Raw genomic sequence first — 16,732 nt, forward strand, 5'->3', positions numbered from 1 at the left:
GCACGCGCATGAACGGCGACTTCATCAGCCTGACCAACGACGCCTTGTGGCTCGTGCTGATCCTGTCGGCGCCGCCGATCATCGTCGCGTCGGTGGCGGGGCTGCTGGTGGCGATCGTCCAGGCGGCGACGCAGATCCAGGAACAGACGCTGCAATATACCGCGAAGTTCTTCGCGATCGTGCTGACGTTGTTCGTCACCGCGTCGCTGATCGGCGCCTCGCTCTATCGCTACAGCGACCGCATCTTCAGCGAATTCCCGGCGATGATCCGGCGGTGAGCGGCTGGAGCGACCCCATGCTCCTGCTCGGCGTCGCGACCGCGCGGATCGCGGTGGCGTTCATGTTGATGCCGTTGTTCTCCCCCGAACTGATCCCGGCGATGGTCCGCAATTCGATCCTTGTCTCGCTCGGGATCGTCTCGCTCGCGCTTCAGCCGTCGCTTGACGTGTCGATGCTCGGGCCCGGGCAGTGGGCGACGATGTTCGCCAAGGAAGTGTTCGTCGGGCTGGTGATCGGCTTCTTCTTCGGATCGGTGCTGTGGGCGCTCGAGGCGGCGGGGCAGATCATCGACACCAAGGTCGGCGCGACGATGGCCCAGATCGTCGATCCGCTCTCGGGGCACCAGACCTCGCTCACCGGCGCATTCTTCGCGCGGCTGGCGGGAGTCGTGTTCATCTTTACCGGCGGGCTGTCGCTGCTCGTCCATGTGCTGATGGAAAGCTATGCGCTGTGGCCCGTCGCCTCGCCGATGCCGTTGCTCGACCAGCGCGGGCTCGGGCTGTTCGAGGCCGAGTTCGGCCGGCTGATGGTGCTCGCCACGCTGTTCGCCGCGCCGGTGCTTACCGTGCTGTTCCTGATCGACATCGGGCTGGGGCTGATCAACCGCTTCGCCCAGCAGCTCAACGTCTTCACGCTCTCGATGTCGATCAAGGCGTTCGCCGCCACCGCGATCGTCCTTCTGCTGATCGGATCGTTCGTCGAGGCGATCAGCCGCGACATCCTCAGCCGCCCCGACGTGATCCTCAATATCCTGAAAGGGCTGGTGCATTGAATGCCATGCAGCCCGCGCCGCAGCCGATGACCGAGGACGAGCGCCTCGCCGCGATCGCCGAGTTGCTGCGCAAGGCCGATGCGATGCCGGGCGCGCCCGAGCGAGTCGCGCTGGGCGAGCACATGATCGAGGCGGCGCGCGTCCCCAAGCGCCACCGCGAGACGCTGCTCAAGCTGACGCCAACCGAAATCACCTGCATCCGCTTCCTCGGATGGGGCCGCTCGAACGGCGACATCGCCACCTTGCTGCTGATGGCGGAGAACACGGTGCGCGTACACCTCTCTAACGTCGCGAGGAAATTGGAGCTCGACGGGATGCGCGAACTGGCGGCGCTCGCCGGGCTGCTTTTCTACCCCTCGGACTAGGACCTAATCGGATCGACTAGCCGGACCTAATCGTTTCGCGGAGAGCCAGCCGAAGAGAAAAGTGGTCAAAGGACATCGTCGATCAGGACATCGGCACCTGACAATTTCGGCGGCGCCGCCGCCCTCGAAGTAGGAGTAAGGCGATGATTGGTGGTCTCGTAAAAGGTTTGGTGAACCCGAGCAGCCTCGCGATGATCGCGATGGGCCCCGGCGGCTGGGCCGGTCTCGCGGCGAAGACGCTGATGTCGGCGGTCGGCCAGCAGATCATCCAGCAGCTCGGTGAAAAGCTGGGCCTGCCGCAGTCGACGATCGACCTCGCCCAGGGCGCCTTCTGCGCCTCGATCGGCGATACCCGCGGCGCAACCCGCAACCTCGGCGAAGTCGTGTCGGAAATCGCAGAGCGCACCGGCGCCAGCCCGTTCGAAGCCGCCTCGGCCGAGCGCGAACTGGGTGACGTGATCGACAAGATGTCGACCAACCTCGCCGAAAGCCGCGAGGCCAAGGAAGCCAAGTCGAGCGGTGGCCGCAGCTGGCTGATGGCGATCGCTGAATCGCTGGGCGAAACCTCGGACAAGCTCGCCAAGGAAATGGACGGCATGAGCAAGACCCTCGGCGAGGGCGAGAACAAGTCGTCGCAGAACCTCAAGTTCGGCGCCAAGTCGCAGGAATTCAGCCAGTTCTTCAGCTCGGCCAACACCGTCATCAAGACGTTGGGCGAGGCGCTGGCCCAGGGTGCACGCAAACAGTAACCGCGCCACCCGCATTAACCGCTCGCCTCGGGGACCCATCGCCCCGGGGCGAGCACCTGTTTGGGAGAATGAAGATGCGTTTCCGGAATACGCGCAGCCGCCTTGCCGCCACCGCCCTGCTCCTCACCGGAGTGGCCGCGCCCGCCGCCGCACAGGACTTCGCCGCGATGGATATGACCGGAATGGGCATCTACGCGATGGAAGACAGCGTGATGGATGCCGCGCGCGGTTCGGTGTCGTCCAACCGCCGCGGCAGCGGACGCGCACGCGTTGCGCCCGCACCCGCCGTCCGGTTGACCTACAAGCCGTCGCTAGAGCGGCGGCGCGCCAATTTCGCACAGTTCATCGAGAAGACGCGCAAGAAGAACCCTCAAGCCGCAGCAGACCTCCAGAAGGAGCTCTCCAGCGACGTGATCGAAAAGATCGGCGGCGCGATCGGGCAGTTCGGCATGCGCGCCGACAATGTCGCCGACGCCTATGCGATCTGGTGGCTCAACGCTTGGCTCGCCTCGCGCCAGCGGAACGATACGCCGCCTGCACGCCAGATCGCCGCGGTGCGTGCCCAGGCCGCACGCGCGATGGCGTCGGTGCCCGAAATGGCGAGCGCCAGCGACGCCGTGAAGCAGGAAATGGCCGAAGCCAATCTGATCCAGGCTGCGCTGCTCGGCTCGATGATGGATGATGCCGAGGGCAACCCGACCAAGCTGCGCCAGTTGGCCGCCGCGGTCCGCAAGGGTGCGCGCGCCTCGGGGCTCAACCTCGATGCGATGGACCTTACCGACGACGGCTTCGTGCCGGGCGGCGTCGGCGCGGCCGAAGGCACGAGCGAAGAACAGGTCGCCGCGGCACCGGAAGTCCCGCCCACCGCCGAGCCGACCGCGCAGGTCGCCGCCGCACGCAACGAAGGCGAGGACAATACCGTGATCTATGCCGTGGCCGCAGCAGCAGCCGCCGGCCTCGCGGGTGGTGCCTGGCTGGCGCGCTCGCGCAAGTCGGCCGCCGAGCGGCAGGGCTGACAATACCGTCTAGGACGCCGGCGGAGATTTCCGTCTCCGCCGGCATCCATCACCAGCCGGGCTAATCATTGCGATTATGGCGCGCGGTGCCTTCAGGCCCCAGATAGGCAGGGAAGATGGAGGTAGATATGTCGATCGAGATCGGCGCGCGCATTCCGGGCACCAACGTCAATGTAGATGTGACGCTCGCCTCGCGCTCGCAGCAGAAGAACGACATGGCGGTGGAAAGCCAGCACGAAGCGGGCGACTCCGTCCGCGCCGCCGGCCGCCCTTCGCCGCTCGAAGCGCCGGGTCCTCTCGAGCAGTTGCTCGACACGCCCTCGCCGCTCGACCGGCTCTCGAAGTAACGGAACAGGATCATGACCAGCATCGATCGCCTTTCGGGCCTCTCGCCCCTCGCTCCCACCACCACCGCCGCGTCGACTGACGCGCGCGGTGCGGCGATCGAGACGATGGGTGAAATCGGGCACCGCGTCCTCGCCTGGGTCGATGCTGCCAGCCGAGGCAATGGTAGCGGCGCGCAGGCCTGGAGCCGGACCGCCGGCAATGGCAGCGGCTTCGCGCCCGACATGGGCGAGCTGGCCCGCCGCGGCGACGTCTATGGCTTGAGCGAACTCACCAGCGAACTCTCCGCGCGCTTCGGCGGCAGCCCGGCACAGGAAGGCGAATTGCGCCGCGCCCTCGACGATTTCACCCGCCAGGCGGTGGTCCAGATCGCCGGCATGTCGGGCGCGCCCGGCGATCAGCAGGTCGGCGGCGTCCGCGCTGCGCTCGAAGGCGCCGCCAATACCGATGCCCCCGCGGGCCTCGACGGCGTGATTGCGCGCTTCGAAGCCGCGACGGCCGATCTTTCCGCACAAAATCGCGGCTGATTTCGCTTTTCCTGGAACTCCGCGCCATTTCGCGCGTGCTAGCGATACCTTCACCAGCCACGAGGTTTTCGATGCGCCGCTCGTTGATGCTTGCCGTCCCACTTCTGCTGACGGCCGGCGGGGCATTGGCCGCCGACCAGAAAGCGACCGTGGTTTCCGCCGGTAGCGAACAGGCGATCCGGGTCGGCAAGACCGTTATCTCGCGCCCGTTCGGCGTGGAACTGGTCGATCGTCTCGCCGTGGTGGGCAGCTATCCAGTCAAGGGCGCGCAGCTTCATCTCATCCGTGGCACCAGCGCCGGCGACTGCCCGGCGCGCTACGCCGTGATCGTCGCCCGCCCCGGCCAGGCACCGCAGGTCGGACAGAGCTTCGGCACGTGCAGCACCGCCGCGCAACCGCGGCTGCGGCGCGGCGAGTTCACCGTGGCGATGCCCGCCTCCCCCGCCGGTGGCCCGCTTGTCCAATTCCACTATGCCAATGGCCGGATGCACCCGCGCCAGGCCACGCTCACGCAGGGCGCCGGCATCACCGGCACGGCCACGACTCCGACGCCGGCGGTGTGCCGCCCGGCGCATTCTATCGACGCAGCGGCGCAGGCGGCGGCGATCGACGGCTTCGAGCGCGACTGGCCCAAGGCCTATCGCCGCACCGGCAGCCTCAAGAAGATCACGTTCAGCCAGGGCCAGATGCGGCGGCTGACCACCGATCTCGCCTGCATGGCAAGCTGGCCCGCGGGCGATCGCCGCGTCGCCGAACTGGCGACCCCGCTGTTCCGCAGCAAGCAGCATCGCGCCGCCGCCTTCGCCGCGCTCGAATCGGTCCAGCGCGACCCCGATGCCGACGCCAACCTGAAGGCCGTGACGCGCAGCTTCTCCGCCGAGATGCGCTACCGCGTCGCGCTCGACCCGGTGATTTGAGCGAATCTCCCTTCCCTGCAAGCAGGAAGGGGGACTTCAAACGCCTAAGCGTTCCGATTAGCGACCCGCCCGTCCGCCTCCGCTATCACACTGCGACACAATCGTTTCTGGCGGAGTATGGGCCATGACGGCAGTTTCTTCGGTTCAGCAGTCTCAGACCAATTCCTCGAGCGGCGGCGGCGACAGCGGCCATATCGTCAAGAGCGGCGAGACGCTGAGCGGCATCGCGCGCGACAAGGGCGTCTCGCTGAGTGCGCTGGTCAAGGCCAATCCGCAGATCCTCCACCAGGACCTGATCCGCCCCGGCCAGCATGTGAATGTCCCCGCGGGCGGCGGTGCGGCGGAGGCGCCGCGCGAATACACGATTCGGTCGGGCGACACGCTCTCGTCGATCGCCGGACATTTCGGCACGACCTGGCAAGCGCTGGCGCAGGCCAACAATCTGTCCAACCCGAATCTGATCTTCCCCAATCAGACGCTGACCATTCCCAACGGGACCGGCAGTGCCGGCGGCAGCGGCGCGGTCGATGGCCCATCGCCGGTTACCGGCGTCGGCGGCGGATCGGGTGACGTCGCCGCGATCGCCGAGAAGTATCTCGGGCAGAACGCCTCGTCGTTGAAGGTCAACAAGAACGACAATCTGCCGATGAATGCCGGCGTTCCCTCGAACGTGTGTTGCGCCAATTTCGTCTCGGCGGTGCTGACCGAGGCCGGCCGGCTCCCGGCCGGGCTGCACACCGACTCGGTCGCACAGCTCAAGACCACGTTGCTGGCGCAGGGCTGGACCGCAGTCCCCGCTTCCCAGGCCCAGCGCGGCGATGTCGTCATCATCCAGGGCGGCGGTGTCTCGCATACCGAGATCGTCTCCGGCCCCGGCAAGATGATCGGATCGAACAACGTCAATGCCGACGGCACCCAGCGCATTTCGACCAACAATCTCAGCTGGGCGGTAGGCAAGGGCGCGGTGATTCTCCGCGCGCCGGGCGGCACCGGCGGCGGCGAAACCCAAAGTACCCAGGCCACCGGCGGCACCGTCCCCACCGGCCAGGGCACCCGCCAGGAGCGGATCGACCAGGCGATCACCTATTTCGAGGGCCAGGGCTGGACCCGCGCCCAAGCGATCGGCCTCGTCGCCAACCTCGATGCCGAGAGCCGGATGGAACCCGGCATCCGCCAGATCGGCGGCGGCCCCGGCTATGGCCTCGCGCAATGGGAAGGGCCGCGCCAGCGCGACTTTGCCGCCTGGGCCGGCCACGACATCCGCGGATCGTCGTTCGCCGAGCAGCTTCGGTTCGTCCAGCACGAGCTGACGCACAACGAGGCCGGTGCGGGCCGAGCGCTACGCGGCGCCACCGATGCGCGCTCGGCCGCCGAGATCGTCACTCGGCTCTACGAGCGGCCGGCCGATACCGCGGGCGAGGCTACGCGCCGCGGCGAGGCCGCGGCGCAAATGGCACGCTGAGCACGGAACGCTGCGGCACGCACTGCGTTCGAGGGGCCATGCGAATCTCGATCCTGATCGCGCTTGCCGCAGCCGCCCTCCCCTCCGTCGCCACGGCGCAGGGCACGACCTCACGCGAGAGCGTGCGATGCTCGCTCAACGACGGGCCCGAACGCACGTGTGTATTCGCCGATCAGGCATTGCCCAGCGGCGGCCACCGGATGACCTTCACCGGTACCGGCATTCGGGTGACATTTATCGGCCGCGCGAACAGTGGCTGGTGGTCGGGTCAGATCAACGGCAAGGCAGCGATGGGCTATGAGCGCAACCGCGGCAACGTGGTGTTCAGCACCAACGATCTCGGCACGCGCTTTGCCTGGTGGTATCCGAAGAGCGCGCACGGCAGCTACTAGGCCGCTTGCGCCAGCGCGACCTGCTGCTCGACCCAGCAATCGACTTGCCCGGCGATCTTGCCGAGCAGCCCGGCATGGTAATGCGTCACGTCGGCCATCTCATCGGCATGATCGATCAGGTGCGCGGTATCGAGCACCCAGACATTCCCGGGATTCTCGCGCGCCGCCTTGCGCCACAATGCATTGAAACGGACGGAGCGCTCGGGTGTGTGGTTGAGCCCGTGTCGATACTTCTCCTCGGGAGCGTCCTCGGGCGGCAGCACCACCAGCATGCGTAGCCCGCGCTCGAGCAGGAAAATGCAGGTGCGGATCACGCAGGTCTCGTACAAGCCGATGTCGATCAGGTGCCATTGATCGGGCCAGCGCACGTCGAGATAGTCCACCGTCGCGCCGTAGACGAGCAAAGGCGGGAAATTCTGTTCCAGATGCGTGCCATCGGTCATCATCCGCATCGAGAAAACGCGCGGATGGTTGTCGAACTCGATCGCTGGGCGGAAGCGGCTGAAATGTGCGATCCCGCCCGATTGGCAGTCGAACATGATCCGGATCGCCGGATCGATCACGGCCTCCTCACCCCGAAGTGAATCGCGAAGCTCGGGATCGTTGAAGTCGCGATCCGCGATCCAGTCGGGCGCAGTCCGGCTGAACCGGCCGTCCCATTCGCTGGTGTCGAGCGCCGGCCATTTCTCGCGCACCTTGGCCAGCGCATATTCCTCCAGCCCCATGTGCATCACCCGACACGAGAAGGTGAAGTGCTTGAGAGCTCCAGCCGCGCGATCGACCATGACGAAGCCGATCAACCCATAGCGGCCATAGCGGTCCCAGGCGAAGATCGACCAGCTGTCGAACCCCATCAGGTCGATGATGTCGCGGGTGAGCCCCGCCTCCTCGACGCGAGAGCCGGTGTAGTTGAGCTGGTTGGAGCGGTTGATCAGCTCGGCGATGCGCGGGGCGAAATCGAGATTGTCCATCATATGCGGCGCGCAGGCCTGTATGCCGCACGACCGCAGGAAATCCTCGTTGGACAGCGCGGCGTCGGCGCGGTCGCGCTGCTTGCGCTCGAGCATGCGATAGTCGGCGACACGGCTGCGCGTGCCCGCCTGGAGCGCGAGCAGGCCGGCGAGCTGGTCGTCGACATCGGGCGCGGTGATGTCGAGAATCTGGATCTCGGGCAGGACATGACGGACTTCGCCCAAGTTCACCGGATTGTCGTCGACGAACAGCACGTTGGCGGGGCGGAGCTGCATGTCCTCGATGATCGCCCGGATCGCCGCGGGCTTGGGCGTGAAGGCGATGTGCGGGAACACGAACTCGTCCCAGAGGCCGAGATCGACGAGCTTCGCCTTCGCAGCCTCGAAGTCGTTCTTCGAGCAGATCGACGAGACCACGCCCCGGGCGTTGAGCGCACGGACCAGCTCGGCGCGCCCTTCGTGCAACACCACCGCGTCGCCATCGGCAAGCGTGCCGCGCCACAGCGTATCGTCGAGATCCCAGATGACGAGCTTGATCGGTGCGGTCCACATGGCTTTCATTGTAGGACGGTCGCGCCCGCTGGCGGCATCCCGCGCGAACGACTAGGGCTGCGCCATGCTTCGTCTTTCCGGACTTTACCTGCCGCTCGACCATACGCTCGACGCGCTGCCCGCCGCGATCGCCCGGCGGCTGGGCATCGCACCCGCCGAGCTCACGGGTTTCACGATCTATCGCCGGGGCAACGATGCCCGCCGCCGCAATGCCATCCAGCTGGTCTATACCGTCGACGTCGAACTGGCCGACGAGGCGGCCGTGCTGGCACGCTTCCCCGGCGACAAGGATCTGCGCCCCACCCCAGACATGGGCTACACGTTCGTCGTCCAGGCGCCGAAGGACTGGAGCGGGCTGCGGCCGGTGGTGATCGGCGCCGGGCCATGCGGGTTGTTCGCCGGCCTGATCCTTGCGCAGATGGGGTTCCGCCCGATCATCCTCGATCGCGGCAAGGTGGTGCGCCAGCGGACCAAGGACACCTGGGGGTTGTGGCGGCGCGGCGAGCTCAACCCCGACAGCAACGTCCAGTTCGGCGAGGGCGGCGCGGGCACCTTTTCCGACGGCAAGCTATATTGCCGGGTCAAGGATCCGCGCTTCCTCGGGCGGAAGGTACTCGAGGAGTTCGTCAAGGCGGGCGCACCCGACGACATCCTGTGGGAGGCGCATCCGCATATCGGCACCTTCCGCCTCGTCACGATGGTCGAGAGCATGCGCCGGACGATCGAGGAACTCGGCGGCGAATATCGCTGGGAAACCCGGGTCGACGATATCGAACTCGAACGCCTGCCCGACGGCAAGCACGGCCTCCGCGGGCTGCACCTGCACGACGGCAGCTTCCTCGAGGCCGATCATGTCGTGCTCGCCGTCGGGCACAGCGCCCGGCCAACCTTCGAGATGCTCCACCGCCGCGGCGTGCATCTCGAGGCCAAGCCCTTCTCGATCGGGGTGCGGATCGAGCATCCGCAATCGTGGATCGATCGCGCGCGCTTCGGCAAGTGCGCGGGGCATCCCGATCTCGGTGCGGCGGCGTACAGCCTGTCGCATCACTGCGCCAACGGACGGACGGTCTACAGCTTCTGCATGTGTCCGGGCGGGCGCGTGGTGGCTGCAACCTCGGAAGAGGGCCGCGTCGTCACCAACGGGATGAGCCAATATTCGCGCGCGGAGTTCAACGCCAATTCCGGACTGGTGGTGGCCATCGATCCGGCGCGCGACTATCCGGGCGGACCGCTGGCAGGGATCGAATTCCAGCGCCAGTGGGAAGACCTGGCCTATCTCGCCGGCGGATCGAACTATCACGCGCCGGGGCAAAAGGTCGGCGACCTGCTCGCCGGCCGCGCCTCGACCGAACTCGGCGAAGTCGTGCCCTCGTACAAGCCCGGCGTGACGATGACCGATCTGTCGGCGTGCCTGCCCGGCTTCGTGATCGAGGCGTTCCGTGAGGCATTGCCCGTGTTCGGCCGCCAGATCGCCAATTACGACCATCCCGACGCGGTGATGACCGGCGTCGAGACGCGCACCTCCTCACCGGTGCGGATCACCCGCGGAGGGGACTTCCAGAGCCTCAATGTCGCGCGGCTGTTCCCGGCGGGCGAAGGCGCGGGCTATGCCGGCGGCATCCTTTCGGCTGCGATCGACGGGATCAAGGTGGCCGAGGCAATGGCGCGGAGCATGACGGGCGCAGGATAGTTTGTTGGATTCGGCGCGCTTAACTTCGCACTTTGCGCATTTAATCGTTCCAGAAGTTGCGCGGGCGCGAAACTATCTTGCGCGGGTGGCTGCCAGTATCGACACCGTCAAAGAGCGGGCGCTGGCTTGGCCACGCCGGCGTTCAGGCAAGCAGGTGAAATCCTACATTTCAAGCTAATCCGTGCTTCTACTTTCGCAGGAGCACCTGGAGGGATTCAGAGCAGCCCCTGCTCGCGATACCAGGCAGCCGTCGCCGCAAGCCCGGCTGGCGTCTTCACTTGCGGCGTCCATAGATCGGCCGGCGGGCGGCGCGCGGCGTCGATCACCCAGTCCTCGTGGCAGAAATAGGCGACCCGGTCGGGCGTGAGCTTGGCGCGCTTGCCGCGGACCAGCCGATCGAGATGCGCGCCGGCCATCATCAGCGGGCGCGGGAGCGCGATCGGCGCGACGCGCTTGCCGACCGCGGTGCCGATCGCGAGGCCGAATTCCTTATGGCTCCAACCGCTCTCGCGGCCGTCGTCGCAGTCATAGCTGCGTCCGCCATTGCCGCCGGCCGCCAGCGCAAGCAGCAGCCGGCCGAGATCGCCAACCTCGATCACCGACAGCCGCCCGCCAGGCGGGAGCAACGCGAGACCCTTGCGGGCGAGCTTGAACAGCTCGAGCATCTCGAGGTCGCCGGGACCGTAGATCGCCGGCGGACGTACCACCGCGGTATCGAGCAACGATTCGTCGACCAGCCGCTCGGCCTCGGCCTTGGACCAGCCATAAGCCGACATGCCCGGTTCGCGCGCGGCGAGCGACGACACATGGACGAAGTGGCGGACTTGCGCCTGCTCGGCGGCGGCGAGCATGTTCCGGGTGCCCTCGATGTTGCCGGCGGCGAAACCGGCGCGATCGGGTGCGTTCACCACCCCGGCGACGTGGATCACTGCGTCGGCACCTGCGCAGAGCTGCGCGAGCGCGTCGGTGGCTTGGAGATCGCCCGCGATCCAGTCGATGCGCTCGCGCGCGGCCTGCTCGCGGCGCGTGAGCGCGCGGACTTGGTGTCCCGCCGCGGTGGCGAGCGCGATGAGGCGCGAGCCGACGAAGCCGGTGCCGCCGGTGATGGCGAGGACTGCCATGCTAACGCCCCTCCACGTCAGGGACGGGGTCTGTCCGTCTCACAGAGACTCCGGCCTGGGGCACTGCCCCTCCCCAACCCCTCCCCTGAAGGGGAGGGGCTTGATTGCCTCTACGCATCCCCATGCTCCTCACAGCAGCGCCATATGGCTGCGGTGGACCAGCGCCGAGCGCGGCGCGTAGCCGAGGATCTCCGCCTGCGCGTCGTTGCGGTGGCCGGCGATACGGGCGGCATCCTCGGCCGGATATTCGGCAAGGCCGCGCGCAAGCGGACGTCCTTCGGGATCGGCGATCACGACCAGGTCGCCACGCACGAAATCGCCCTCGACCCGTGTCGCGCCCGCGGCGAGCAGGCTCTTGCCCCCGGCGAGCGCCCTGGCCGCCCCGGCATCGACATGGATCGTGCCGCGCGCGGTCAGCCCGCCCGCCAGCCAGGCTTTCCGGGCGGGAGCCGCCTTCTCGGCGACGAACAGCGTGTGCTTCGCGTCCGCCGAGAGCGGGCGATCGACGCGGCCCGAGGCAATGGCGAGATGCGCGCCCGCGGCATTGGCGATCCGCGCCGCCTGGATCTTGGAGATCATTCCGCCCGACCCCATGCCCGAGGCCGAGCCCTTGTCGGCCATCGCCTCGATCGCGCCGTCGATCCGCTCGACCCGCGCAATATGCTGCGCGCCCGACAATGCCGGATTGCGATCGTACAAGCCATCGACATCGGAGAGCAGCACCACGCCCTGCGCCCCCGCCGCCTGCGCCACCCGCGCCGCGAGCCGATCGTTGTCGCCGAAGCGGATTTCCTCGGTCGCGACGCTATCATTCTCGTTGAGCACGGGTACGACGCCGAGCCCGAGCAGCCGGTCGAGCGTCGCAGCGGCGTTGAGATAGCGACGGCGATGCTCGAGATCGTCGAGCGTCACCAGCATCTGCGCAGCGGTGAGCCCCTCGGCACCCAGCGTCTCGGCCCAGACCTGCGACAATGCGATCTGTCCGGTCGCCGCCGCGGCCTGCGCATCTTCCAGGCTGGCACGTCCGCCCTTCGGAAGTTTCAAACGCCGCGCGCCGAGCGCGATCGCCCCGGACGAGACCACGGCAACCTGTTGCCCAGCCCGCACCCGCTCGGCGATGTCGCCGGCGATACCCGCGAGCCAGTCGCGCCGCACCCCGCCCTCGGGATCGACGAGCAGCGCCGAACCGATCTTGACGACGATGCGCGGGCAGGAGGCGGGCGGGAAGAGCGACATTGGCGGCGGGCTTAGCGCGGCGACCGCTCCACGCCAATCAGTCCCGCGCGAAGATTTCGTCGTGGGGGATGGTGATATCCATCGACGACAGGATCAGGTCCATCGGAGCCTCATGGCTAACGTCGCTCCATCCATTCGGGCCTGTCCGCTGAATAGCACGGAGCCGTTCGCCGGTAACATCCACGAACACGATCATCTCGACGCTAGAGATCGCTTTGTACTCCTCCAGCTTGACGAAGAGATTCGTTCGCGTGGTGTTTCCGGCGTAAAGTTCAAATATCGTCGTCGGGGTGGTCAGAGCGTCCAGATCCTCATTCAACAAGCGTTCGTCGCGACGGGAGATAGTCAGGTCGGCAATCCGCACACAGTTGGGACCAGTCTGGATCGGCATCATCGATGGGAAAACAACGTGATCCGAACCGCGCAGCTGGTGCTTTAAAAATGCCAGCAGATTGCCCTGCACCATCGCATGCCGAGCCGTGACGCCATCAAGGACACGAACGACGCCTCGATCCAGCTCAGCCCTACGATCGCTGAAACTGAATTCGAGGAATTCGGCTGCCGTCACCAGCCGATAAGCAGGCTCGCCAAACATGCCCTGAGCTTAGCAGTCTGGTCGGCTTTCACCAACGGGCTAGACGGATCGAACGACAACGCTGCACCAAATTCCCCGTCACCCCGGCCTTGTGCCGGGGTCCACCGGGAGGCAAACGATGGCCTGGATGTTTCTGGTTCAGCCGCCGCGGCACGGTGGATCCCGGCACAAGGCCGGGATGACGAGGGAGTCGCGGCGGGAACGCCGTTTCAAACCGGCGACCACTCGATCGCGTCCTCGCCTTCGTCGTCCTCGCCCACCGCGCTCGCCTCCGGCCCGATCGCCTCGAGCAGCTTGTCGAGCACCCAATCGACGCCGGTGCCGGCGGCGCCCGAGAGCGGGATCACTTCGGCGCCGCTCGCCTCTTCCAATTCGGCCGAGAGCGCGGCGATCAGTTCGTCGTCGAGCGTGTCGATCTTGTTGAGCGCGACGATCACGCGCTTGTCGGTCAGCCCGGCGCCGTAATTCTCGAGCTCGTCGCGGACAATCCGATAGCTCTCGGCGACATCGGCGTCGTTGGCGTCGACCAGATGGAGCAGCACCCGGCAGCGCTCGATATGCCCCAGGAAGCGGTCGCCGATCCCCGCGCCGTCGGCGGCGCCTTCGATCAGTCCGGGAATGTCGGCGACGACGAACTCGCGCTGCTTGTGGCGCACCACGCCGAGTTGCGGCCGGGTGGTGGTGAAGGCGTAGGCGCCGACCTTGGCCTGGGCGTTGGTCACCTGGTTGATGAAGGTCGACTTGCCGGCATTGGGCAGCCCGACCAGTCCGGCATCGGCGAGCAGCTTGAGCCGCAGCCACACCCAAGCCTCTTCATGCGGCCAGCCGGTGCCGTGCTGGCGCGGCGCGCGGTTGGTCGAGGTCTTGTAGCTGGCATTGCCGCGCCCGCCGTCGCCGCCGCGCAGGAACACGATGCGCTGGCCTTCCTCGGTCAAGTCGGCGAGCAGCGTGCGATCGTCGTCGTCGGCGAGGATCTGGGTGCCGATCGGCACCTTGATCACCAAGTCGTCGCCGCCGCCGCCGGTGCGGTTCGATCCCGATCCGCCGAGCCCACGCTGCGCGCGGAAATGCTGGGTGTAGCGGAAGTCGATCAGCGTATTGAGCCCCGCCACCGCTTCGAACACGATGTCGCCGCCCTTGCCGCCATTGCCGCCATCGGGGCCGCCATATTCGATGAACTTCTCGCGCCGGAAGCTCACCGCGCCGGGTCCGCCGGCGCCCGAGCGCACGAAAATCTTCGCCTGATCCAGAAAATGCATGGGGCCCATATAGAGGTTGCCGCCGATCCGTCACCCCATCAAGGGCGGACCGTCGTTTCTGGGTGGCGCGCGCTGGAACCGCTTGTATAGGCTATTGCGTTAAACCGAGCGGCGCGCTTCGCGTCGGCGAGACACAAGGCGACCGGCGCACCGCATGAATTCGATCGATCGCTACATGGCGCGGCTGATCGCAGTGCCGTTGATCTCGACATTGCTGATCGCGGCGATGCTGTTGGTGCTCGACCGGATGCTGCGGCTGTTCGACTTCGTCGCGACCGAAGGCGGCCCGGTGAGCGTGGTTTGGCGGATGCTCGCCAACCTGCTTCCCGAATATCTGGGCCTGGGCATCCCGATCGGGCTGATGCTCGGCTGCCTGCTCGCCTTTCGCCGCCTCGCCACCTCGTCCGAGCTCGACGTGCTGCGCGCAGTGGGGATCAGCTACACGCGGCTGCTGTACGTGCCGTTCGTCTATGCCGCGGTGCTTGCCGCGCTCAACCTTGCGATCGTCGGCTACGTCCAGCCGCGCGCGCGCTACAATTACGAGGCGCTCCGTTTCGAGCTGCGCTCGGGCGCGCTCGGCGCATCGATCAAGGTCGGCGAGTTCACCAATTTCGGCAGGCAGATGACGCTGCGGATCGAAAGCAGCGCCAATGAGGGGCGCGATCTTTCGGGCATCTTCGTGCGGATGGCGACCAAGGAGGGGCCGGTCGCGGTGACTGCCGAGAAGGGCCAGTTCCTGCGCGCCGACGATCCCAACACGATCATCTTCCGGCTGACCAAGGGCACGCTGGTGCATAGCGCCCAGGGCTCGGCCGTGCCGCGCGTGCTCACCTTCGACACGCACAATCTGCCGATCCCGCTGCCCAAATACGAGCAGTTCCGCAAGCGCGGCGACAAGAGCCTGGAGCGCACGCTTCCCGAGCTCGCCGTGCTCGGCAAGGATCACGCGATCCCCGACGAGCTGCGCGCCACCAGCCGCGCCGCCTTCCACTTCCGCCTCGCCGAAGTCGTTTCGATGTTCCTGCTGCCGATGCTCGCCGCGGCGCTGGGCATCCCGCCCAAGCGCTCGACTTCGGCGCTCGGGGTGTTCTTGTCGATCGTGATGATCGTGACCTATCACAAGATCAACGAATATGCGCAGGCGATCGGCAGCCTGGGCCGGATCGATCCGATCATCGCCTTGTGGGTGCCGTTCGCGTTCTTCGCGGGGGTGATATTCTGGATGTACTACACCCTGGCCTATGTGCCCGGCGGCCAGCCGATCGGTGCGCTCGAAAAGGTGTTCGCCAAGATCTGGAGCGCGATCCGCAGGCGCCTGCCCGGCCGCCGCCGCAAGACCACCGAGATCCCGGCATGAGCCTGCTCAACTTCTTCCCGTCGCGCACGATGTCGCTCTACATGGGCAAGATGTTCCTGGTGCGCACCTTCGCCATCCTGGCGGGGCTGGTGCTCATTTTGCAGTCGCTCGACCTGCTGAGCGAGTCGGGTAAGATCCTGGCGGTTGCAGGCAATGGCGACGCCGAGGTCTGGCGCTATGTCGGGCTGCGCACGCCCCAGCTCATCGCCACCTTCCTGCCCTTCGCAGTCCTGCTCGGCACGATCCTCGCGCTGTCGCAGCTCAACCAGAACAGCGAAGTCATCGCGATGAAGGCGTCGGGGCTTTCGGCGCACCAGGTGCTGGCGCCGTTGCTGCTTACGGCGTTCGGCGTCGCCGCGTTGTCCTTCACGTTCAACGACCGCGTCGTCGCGCGCGCCACCACCACGCTCGAACAATGGAAGAAGGTCGATTACGGACCCTTGCCCATCGATCGCGGGGACCGTTCCAACGTCTGGGTCAAGGACGGCAGCGACCTGATCGTGGTCGACCAGATCCGCGGCAAGGGCGATGCGGCGCAGCTCTACAACATCACCGTCTATGGGCGCAGCGGGCAATCGCTCCGTACGATCCTGACCGCGAAGCACGGCGTGCGCGACGGCACGGGCTGGCGCGTCGACGGCGTCCAGCGCTTCGACGTCGCGGCGGGCACGATCACCCCGCTCGCCCCGATGCGCATCGCCGATGGCGTCCGCCCCGACCAGTTCACGCTCAGCAACATCAATGCCGACGGGATGTCGTTCGGTGACCTGCGCGAAGTGATCGACGACCTGAAACTCGCCGGCCGGCCGACCAAGGCGCTGGAGGGCTCGCTGTGGCACAAATTGTCGGGGCCGCTGTCTTCGGTGCTGATGCCGCTGCTCGGCGCAGTGGCGGCGTTCGGCATCGCGCGCTCGGGCAAGCTGTTCGTCCGCGCGGTGATCGGGATGGCGCTCGGCTTCCTCTTCTTCGTCGCCGACAATTTCGCGCTGGCGATGGGCAATCTCGGCGCCTACCCGCCGTTCCTCGCCGCCTGGGCACCGTTCCTGCTGTTCCTGATGATCGGCGAAGCGGTGCTGCTGCGGACCGAGGAATAGACTCGCCTCGTCGGGTCGTGATGCCTCCGCCAC

18 protein-coding genes are annotated in these 16,732 nt (G+C 66.9%); 13 read left to right on the top strand and 5 right to left on the bottom strand.

All coding sequences use genetic code 11. The annotated features are described in order from the left end of the window. The first annotated feature begins 8 nt into the window (after positions 1-8). The 10 genes from sctS to RZN05_RS09585 all read left to right on the top strand — a co-directional run bounded on the left by sctS (position 9) and on the right by RZN05_RS09585 (position 6,824). The gene (gene sctS / locus RZN05_RS09540) at positions 9-278 is read left to right on the top strand and encodes a type III secretion system export apparatus subunit SctS (RefSeq protein ID WP_297386658.1); all 270 of its coding nucleotides are present in this window, start codon (positions 9-11) and stop codon (positions 276-278) included. A gap of 17 nt (positions 279-295) precedes the next feature. Then, a complete protein-coding gene (sctT, locus tag RZN05_RS09545) occupies positions 296-1,051 on the top strand; it encodes a type III secretion system export apparatus subunit SctT (protein WP_317226382.1) in 756 nt (251 codons plus the stop codon). Between the two features lie 26 nt (positions 1,052-1,077). After that, the gene (locus RZN05_RS09550; protein WP_317226383.1) at positions 1,078-1,416 is read left to right on the top strand and encodes a LuxR C-terminal-related transcriptional regulator; all 339 of its coding nucleotides are present in this window, start codon (positions 1,078-1,080) and stop codon (positions 1,414-1,416) included. Positions 1,417-1,559: 143 nt separating this feature from the next. Beyond that, on the top strand, positions 1,560-2,165 hold the full coding sequence (locus RZN05_RS09555) for a hypothetical protein (protein WP_317226384.1): 606 nt from the start codon (positions 1,560-1,562) through the stop codon (positions 2,163-2,165). Positions 2,166-2,239: 74 nt separating this feature from the next. Then, positions 2,240-3,181 carry a DUF6683 family protein gene (locus tag RZN05_RS09560; RefSeq protein ID WP_317226385.1) on the top strand — a complete coding sequence of 314 codons (942 nt, stop codon included), beginning with the start codon at positions 2,240-2,242 and terminating at the stop codon, positions 3,179-3,181. 128 nt (positions 3,182-3,309) lie between these two features. After that, positions 3,310-3,528 carry a hypothetical protein gene (locus RZN05_RS09565; protein ID WP_317226386.1) on the top strand — a complete coding sequence of 73 codons (219 nt, stop codon included), beginning with the start codon at positions 3,310-3,312 and terminating at the stop codon, positions 3,526-3,528. Positions 3,529-3,540: 12 nt separating this feature from the next. Further along, positions 3,541-4,053: a hypothetical protein gene (locus tag RZN05_RS09570; protein WP_317226387.1), complete on the top strand. Its 513-nt coding sequence runs from the start codon at positions 3,541-3,543 to the stop codon at positions 4,051-4,053. A gap of 125 nt (positions 4,054-4,178) precedes the next feature. Continuing rightward, the gene (locus tag RZN05_RS09575) at positions 4,179-4,970 is read left to right on the top strand and encodes a hypothetical protein (protein ID WP_317226388.1); all 792 of its coding nucleotides are present in this window, start codon (positions 4,179-4,181) and stop codon (positions 4,968-4,970) included. A gap of 124 nt (positions 4,971-5,094) precedes the next feature. After that, entirely contained in the window at positions 5,095-6,432 is a 1,338-nt protein-coding gene (locus tag RZN05_RS09580; RefSeq protein ID WP_317226389.1) for a phage tail tip lysozyme, read from the top strand. A gap of 38 nt (positions 6,433-6,470) precedes the next feature. Continuing rightward, positions 6,471-6,824 (top strand): hypothetical protein, encoded by a 354-nt coding sequence (locus RZN05_RS09585; RefSeq protein ID WP_317226390.1) that lies wholly within the window; start codon positions 6,471-6,473, stop codon positions 6,822-6,824. Here the strand turns inward: RZN05_RS09585 and RZN05_RS09590 are convergent. Next, positions 6,821-8,347 (bottom strand): HAD-IIIC family phosphatase, encoded by a 1,527-nt coding sequence (locus tag RZN05_RS09590; protein WP_317226391.1) that lies wholly within the window; start codon positions 8,345-8,347, stop codon positions 6,821-6,823. The genes RZN05_RS09585 and RZN05_RS09590 overlap by 4 nt on opposite strands. A 64-nt stretch (positions 8,348-8,411) precedes the next feature. Between RZN05_RS09590 and RZN05_RS09595 the strand changes: the two genes are divergently transcribed. After that, positions 8,412-10,037, top strand: coding sequence for an NAD(P)/FAD-dependent oxidoreductase (locus RZN05_RS09595; protein ID WP_317226392.1), 1,626 nt, complete (start codon positions 8,412-8,414; stop codon positions 10,035-10,037). Between the two features lie 215 nt (positions 10,038-10,252). Here RZN05_RS09595 and RZN05_RS09600 read toward each other — a convergent pair whose 3' ends face one another. The 4 genes from RZN05_RS09600 to obgE form a co-directional block, all read right to left on the bottom strand. Beyond that, complete coding sequence (locus RZN05_RS09600) at positions 10,253-11,158, bottom strand: NAD-dependent epimerase/dehydratase family protein (protein ID WP_317226393.1); 906 nt, start codon at positions 11,156-11,158, stop codon at positions 10,253-10,255. A 129-nt stretch (positions 11,159-11,287) separates the two neighbouring features. Next, entirely contained in the window at positions 11,288-12,394 is a 1,107-nt protein-coding gene (gene proB / locus RZN05_RS09605) for a glutamate 5-kinase (protein ID WP_317226394.1), read from the bottom strand. Positions 12,395-12,431: 37 nt separating this feature from the next. Further along, entirely contained in the window at positions 12,432-12,989 is a 558-nt protein-coding gene (locus tag RZN05_RS09610; RefSeq protein WP_317226395.1) for a Uma2 family endonuclease, read from the bottom strand. A gap of 209 nt (positions 12,990-13,198) precedes the next feature. Continuing rightward, positions 13,199-14,248, bottom strand: coding sequence for a GTPase ObgE (gene obgE / locus RZN05_RS09615; RefSeq protein WP_317226396.1), 1,050 nt, complete (start codon positions 14,246-14,248; stop codon positions 13,199-13,201). A 154-nt stretch (positions 14,249-14,402) separates the two neighbouring features. Between obgE and lptF the strand changes: the two genes are divergently transcribed. Then, positions 14,403-15,605, top strand: a complete 1,203-nt coding sequence (lptF, locus tag RZN05_RS09620) for an LPS export ABC transporter permease LptF (RefSeq protein ID WP_317226397.1) — start codon at positions 14,403-14,405, stop codon at positions 15,603-15,605. After that, positions 15,602-16,699: an LPS export ABC transporter permease LptG gene (lptG, locus tag RZN05_RS09625; protein ID WP_317226398.1), complete on the top strand. Its 1,098-nt coding sequence runs from the start codon at positions 15,602-15,604 to the stop codon at positions 16,697-16,699. The genes lptF and lptG overlap by 4 nt, the downstream gene beginning before the upstream one ends. The last annotated feature ends 33 nt before the right edge of the window (positions 16,700-16,732 follow it).

This window comes from Sphingomonas sp. HF-S4 (assembly GCF_032911445.1).
GTDB classification, from domain to species: Bacteria; Pseudomonadota; Alphaproteobacteria; order Sphingomonadales; family Sphingomonadaceae; genus Sphingomonas; species Sphingomonas agrestis.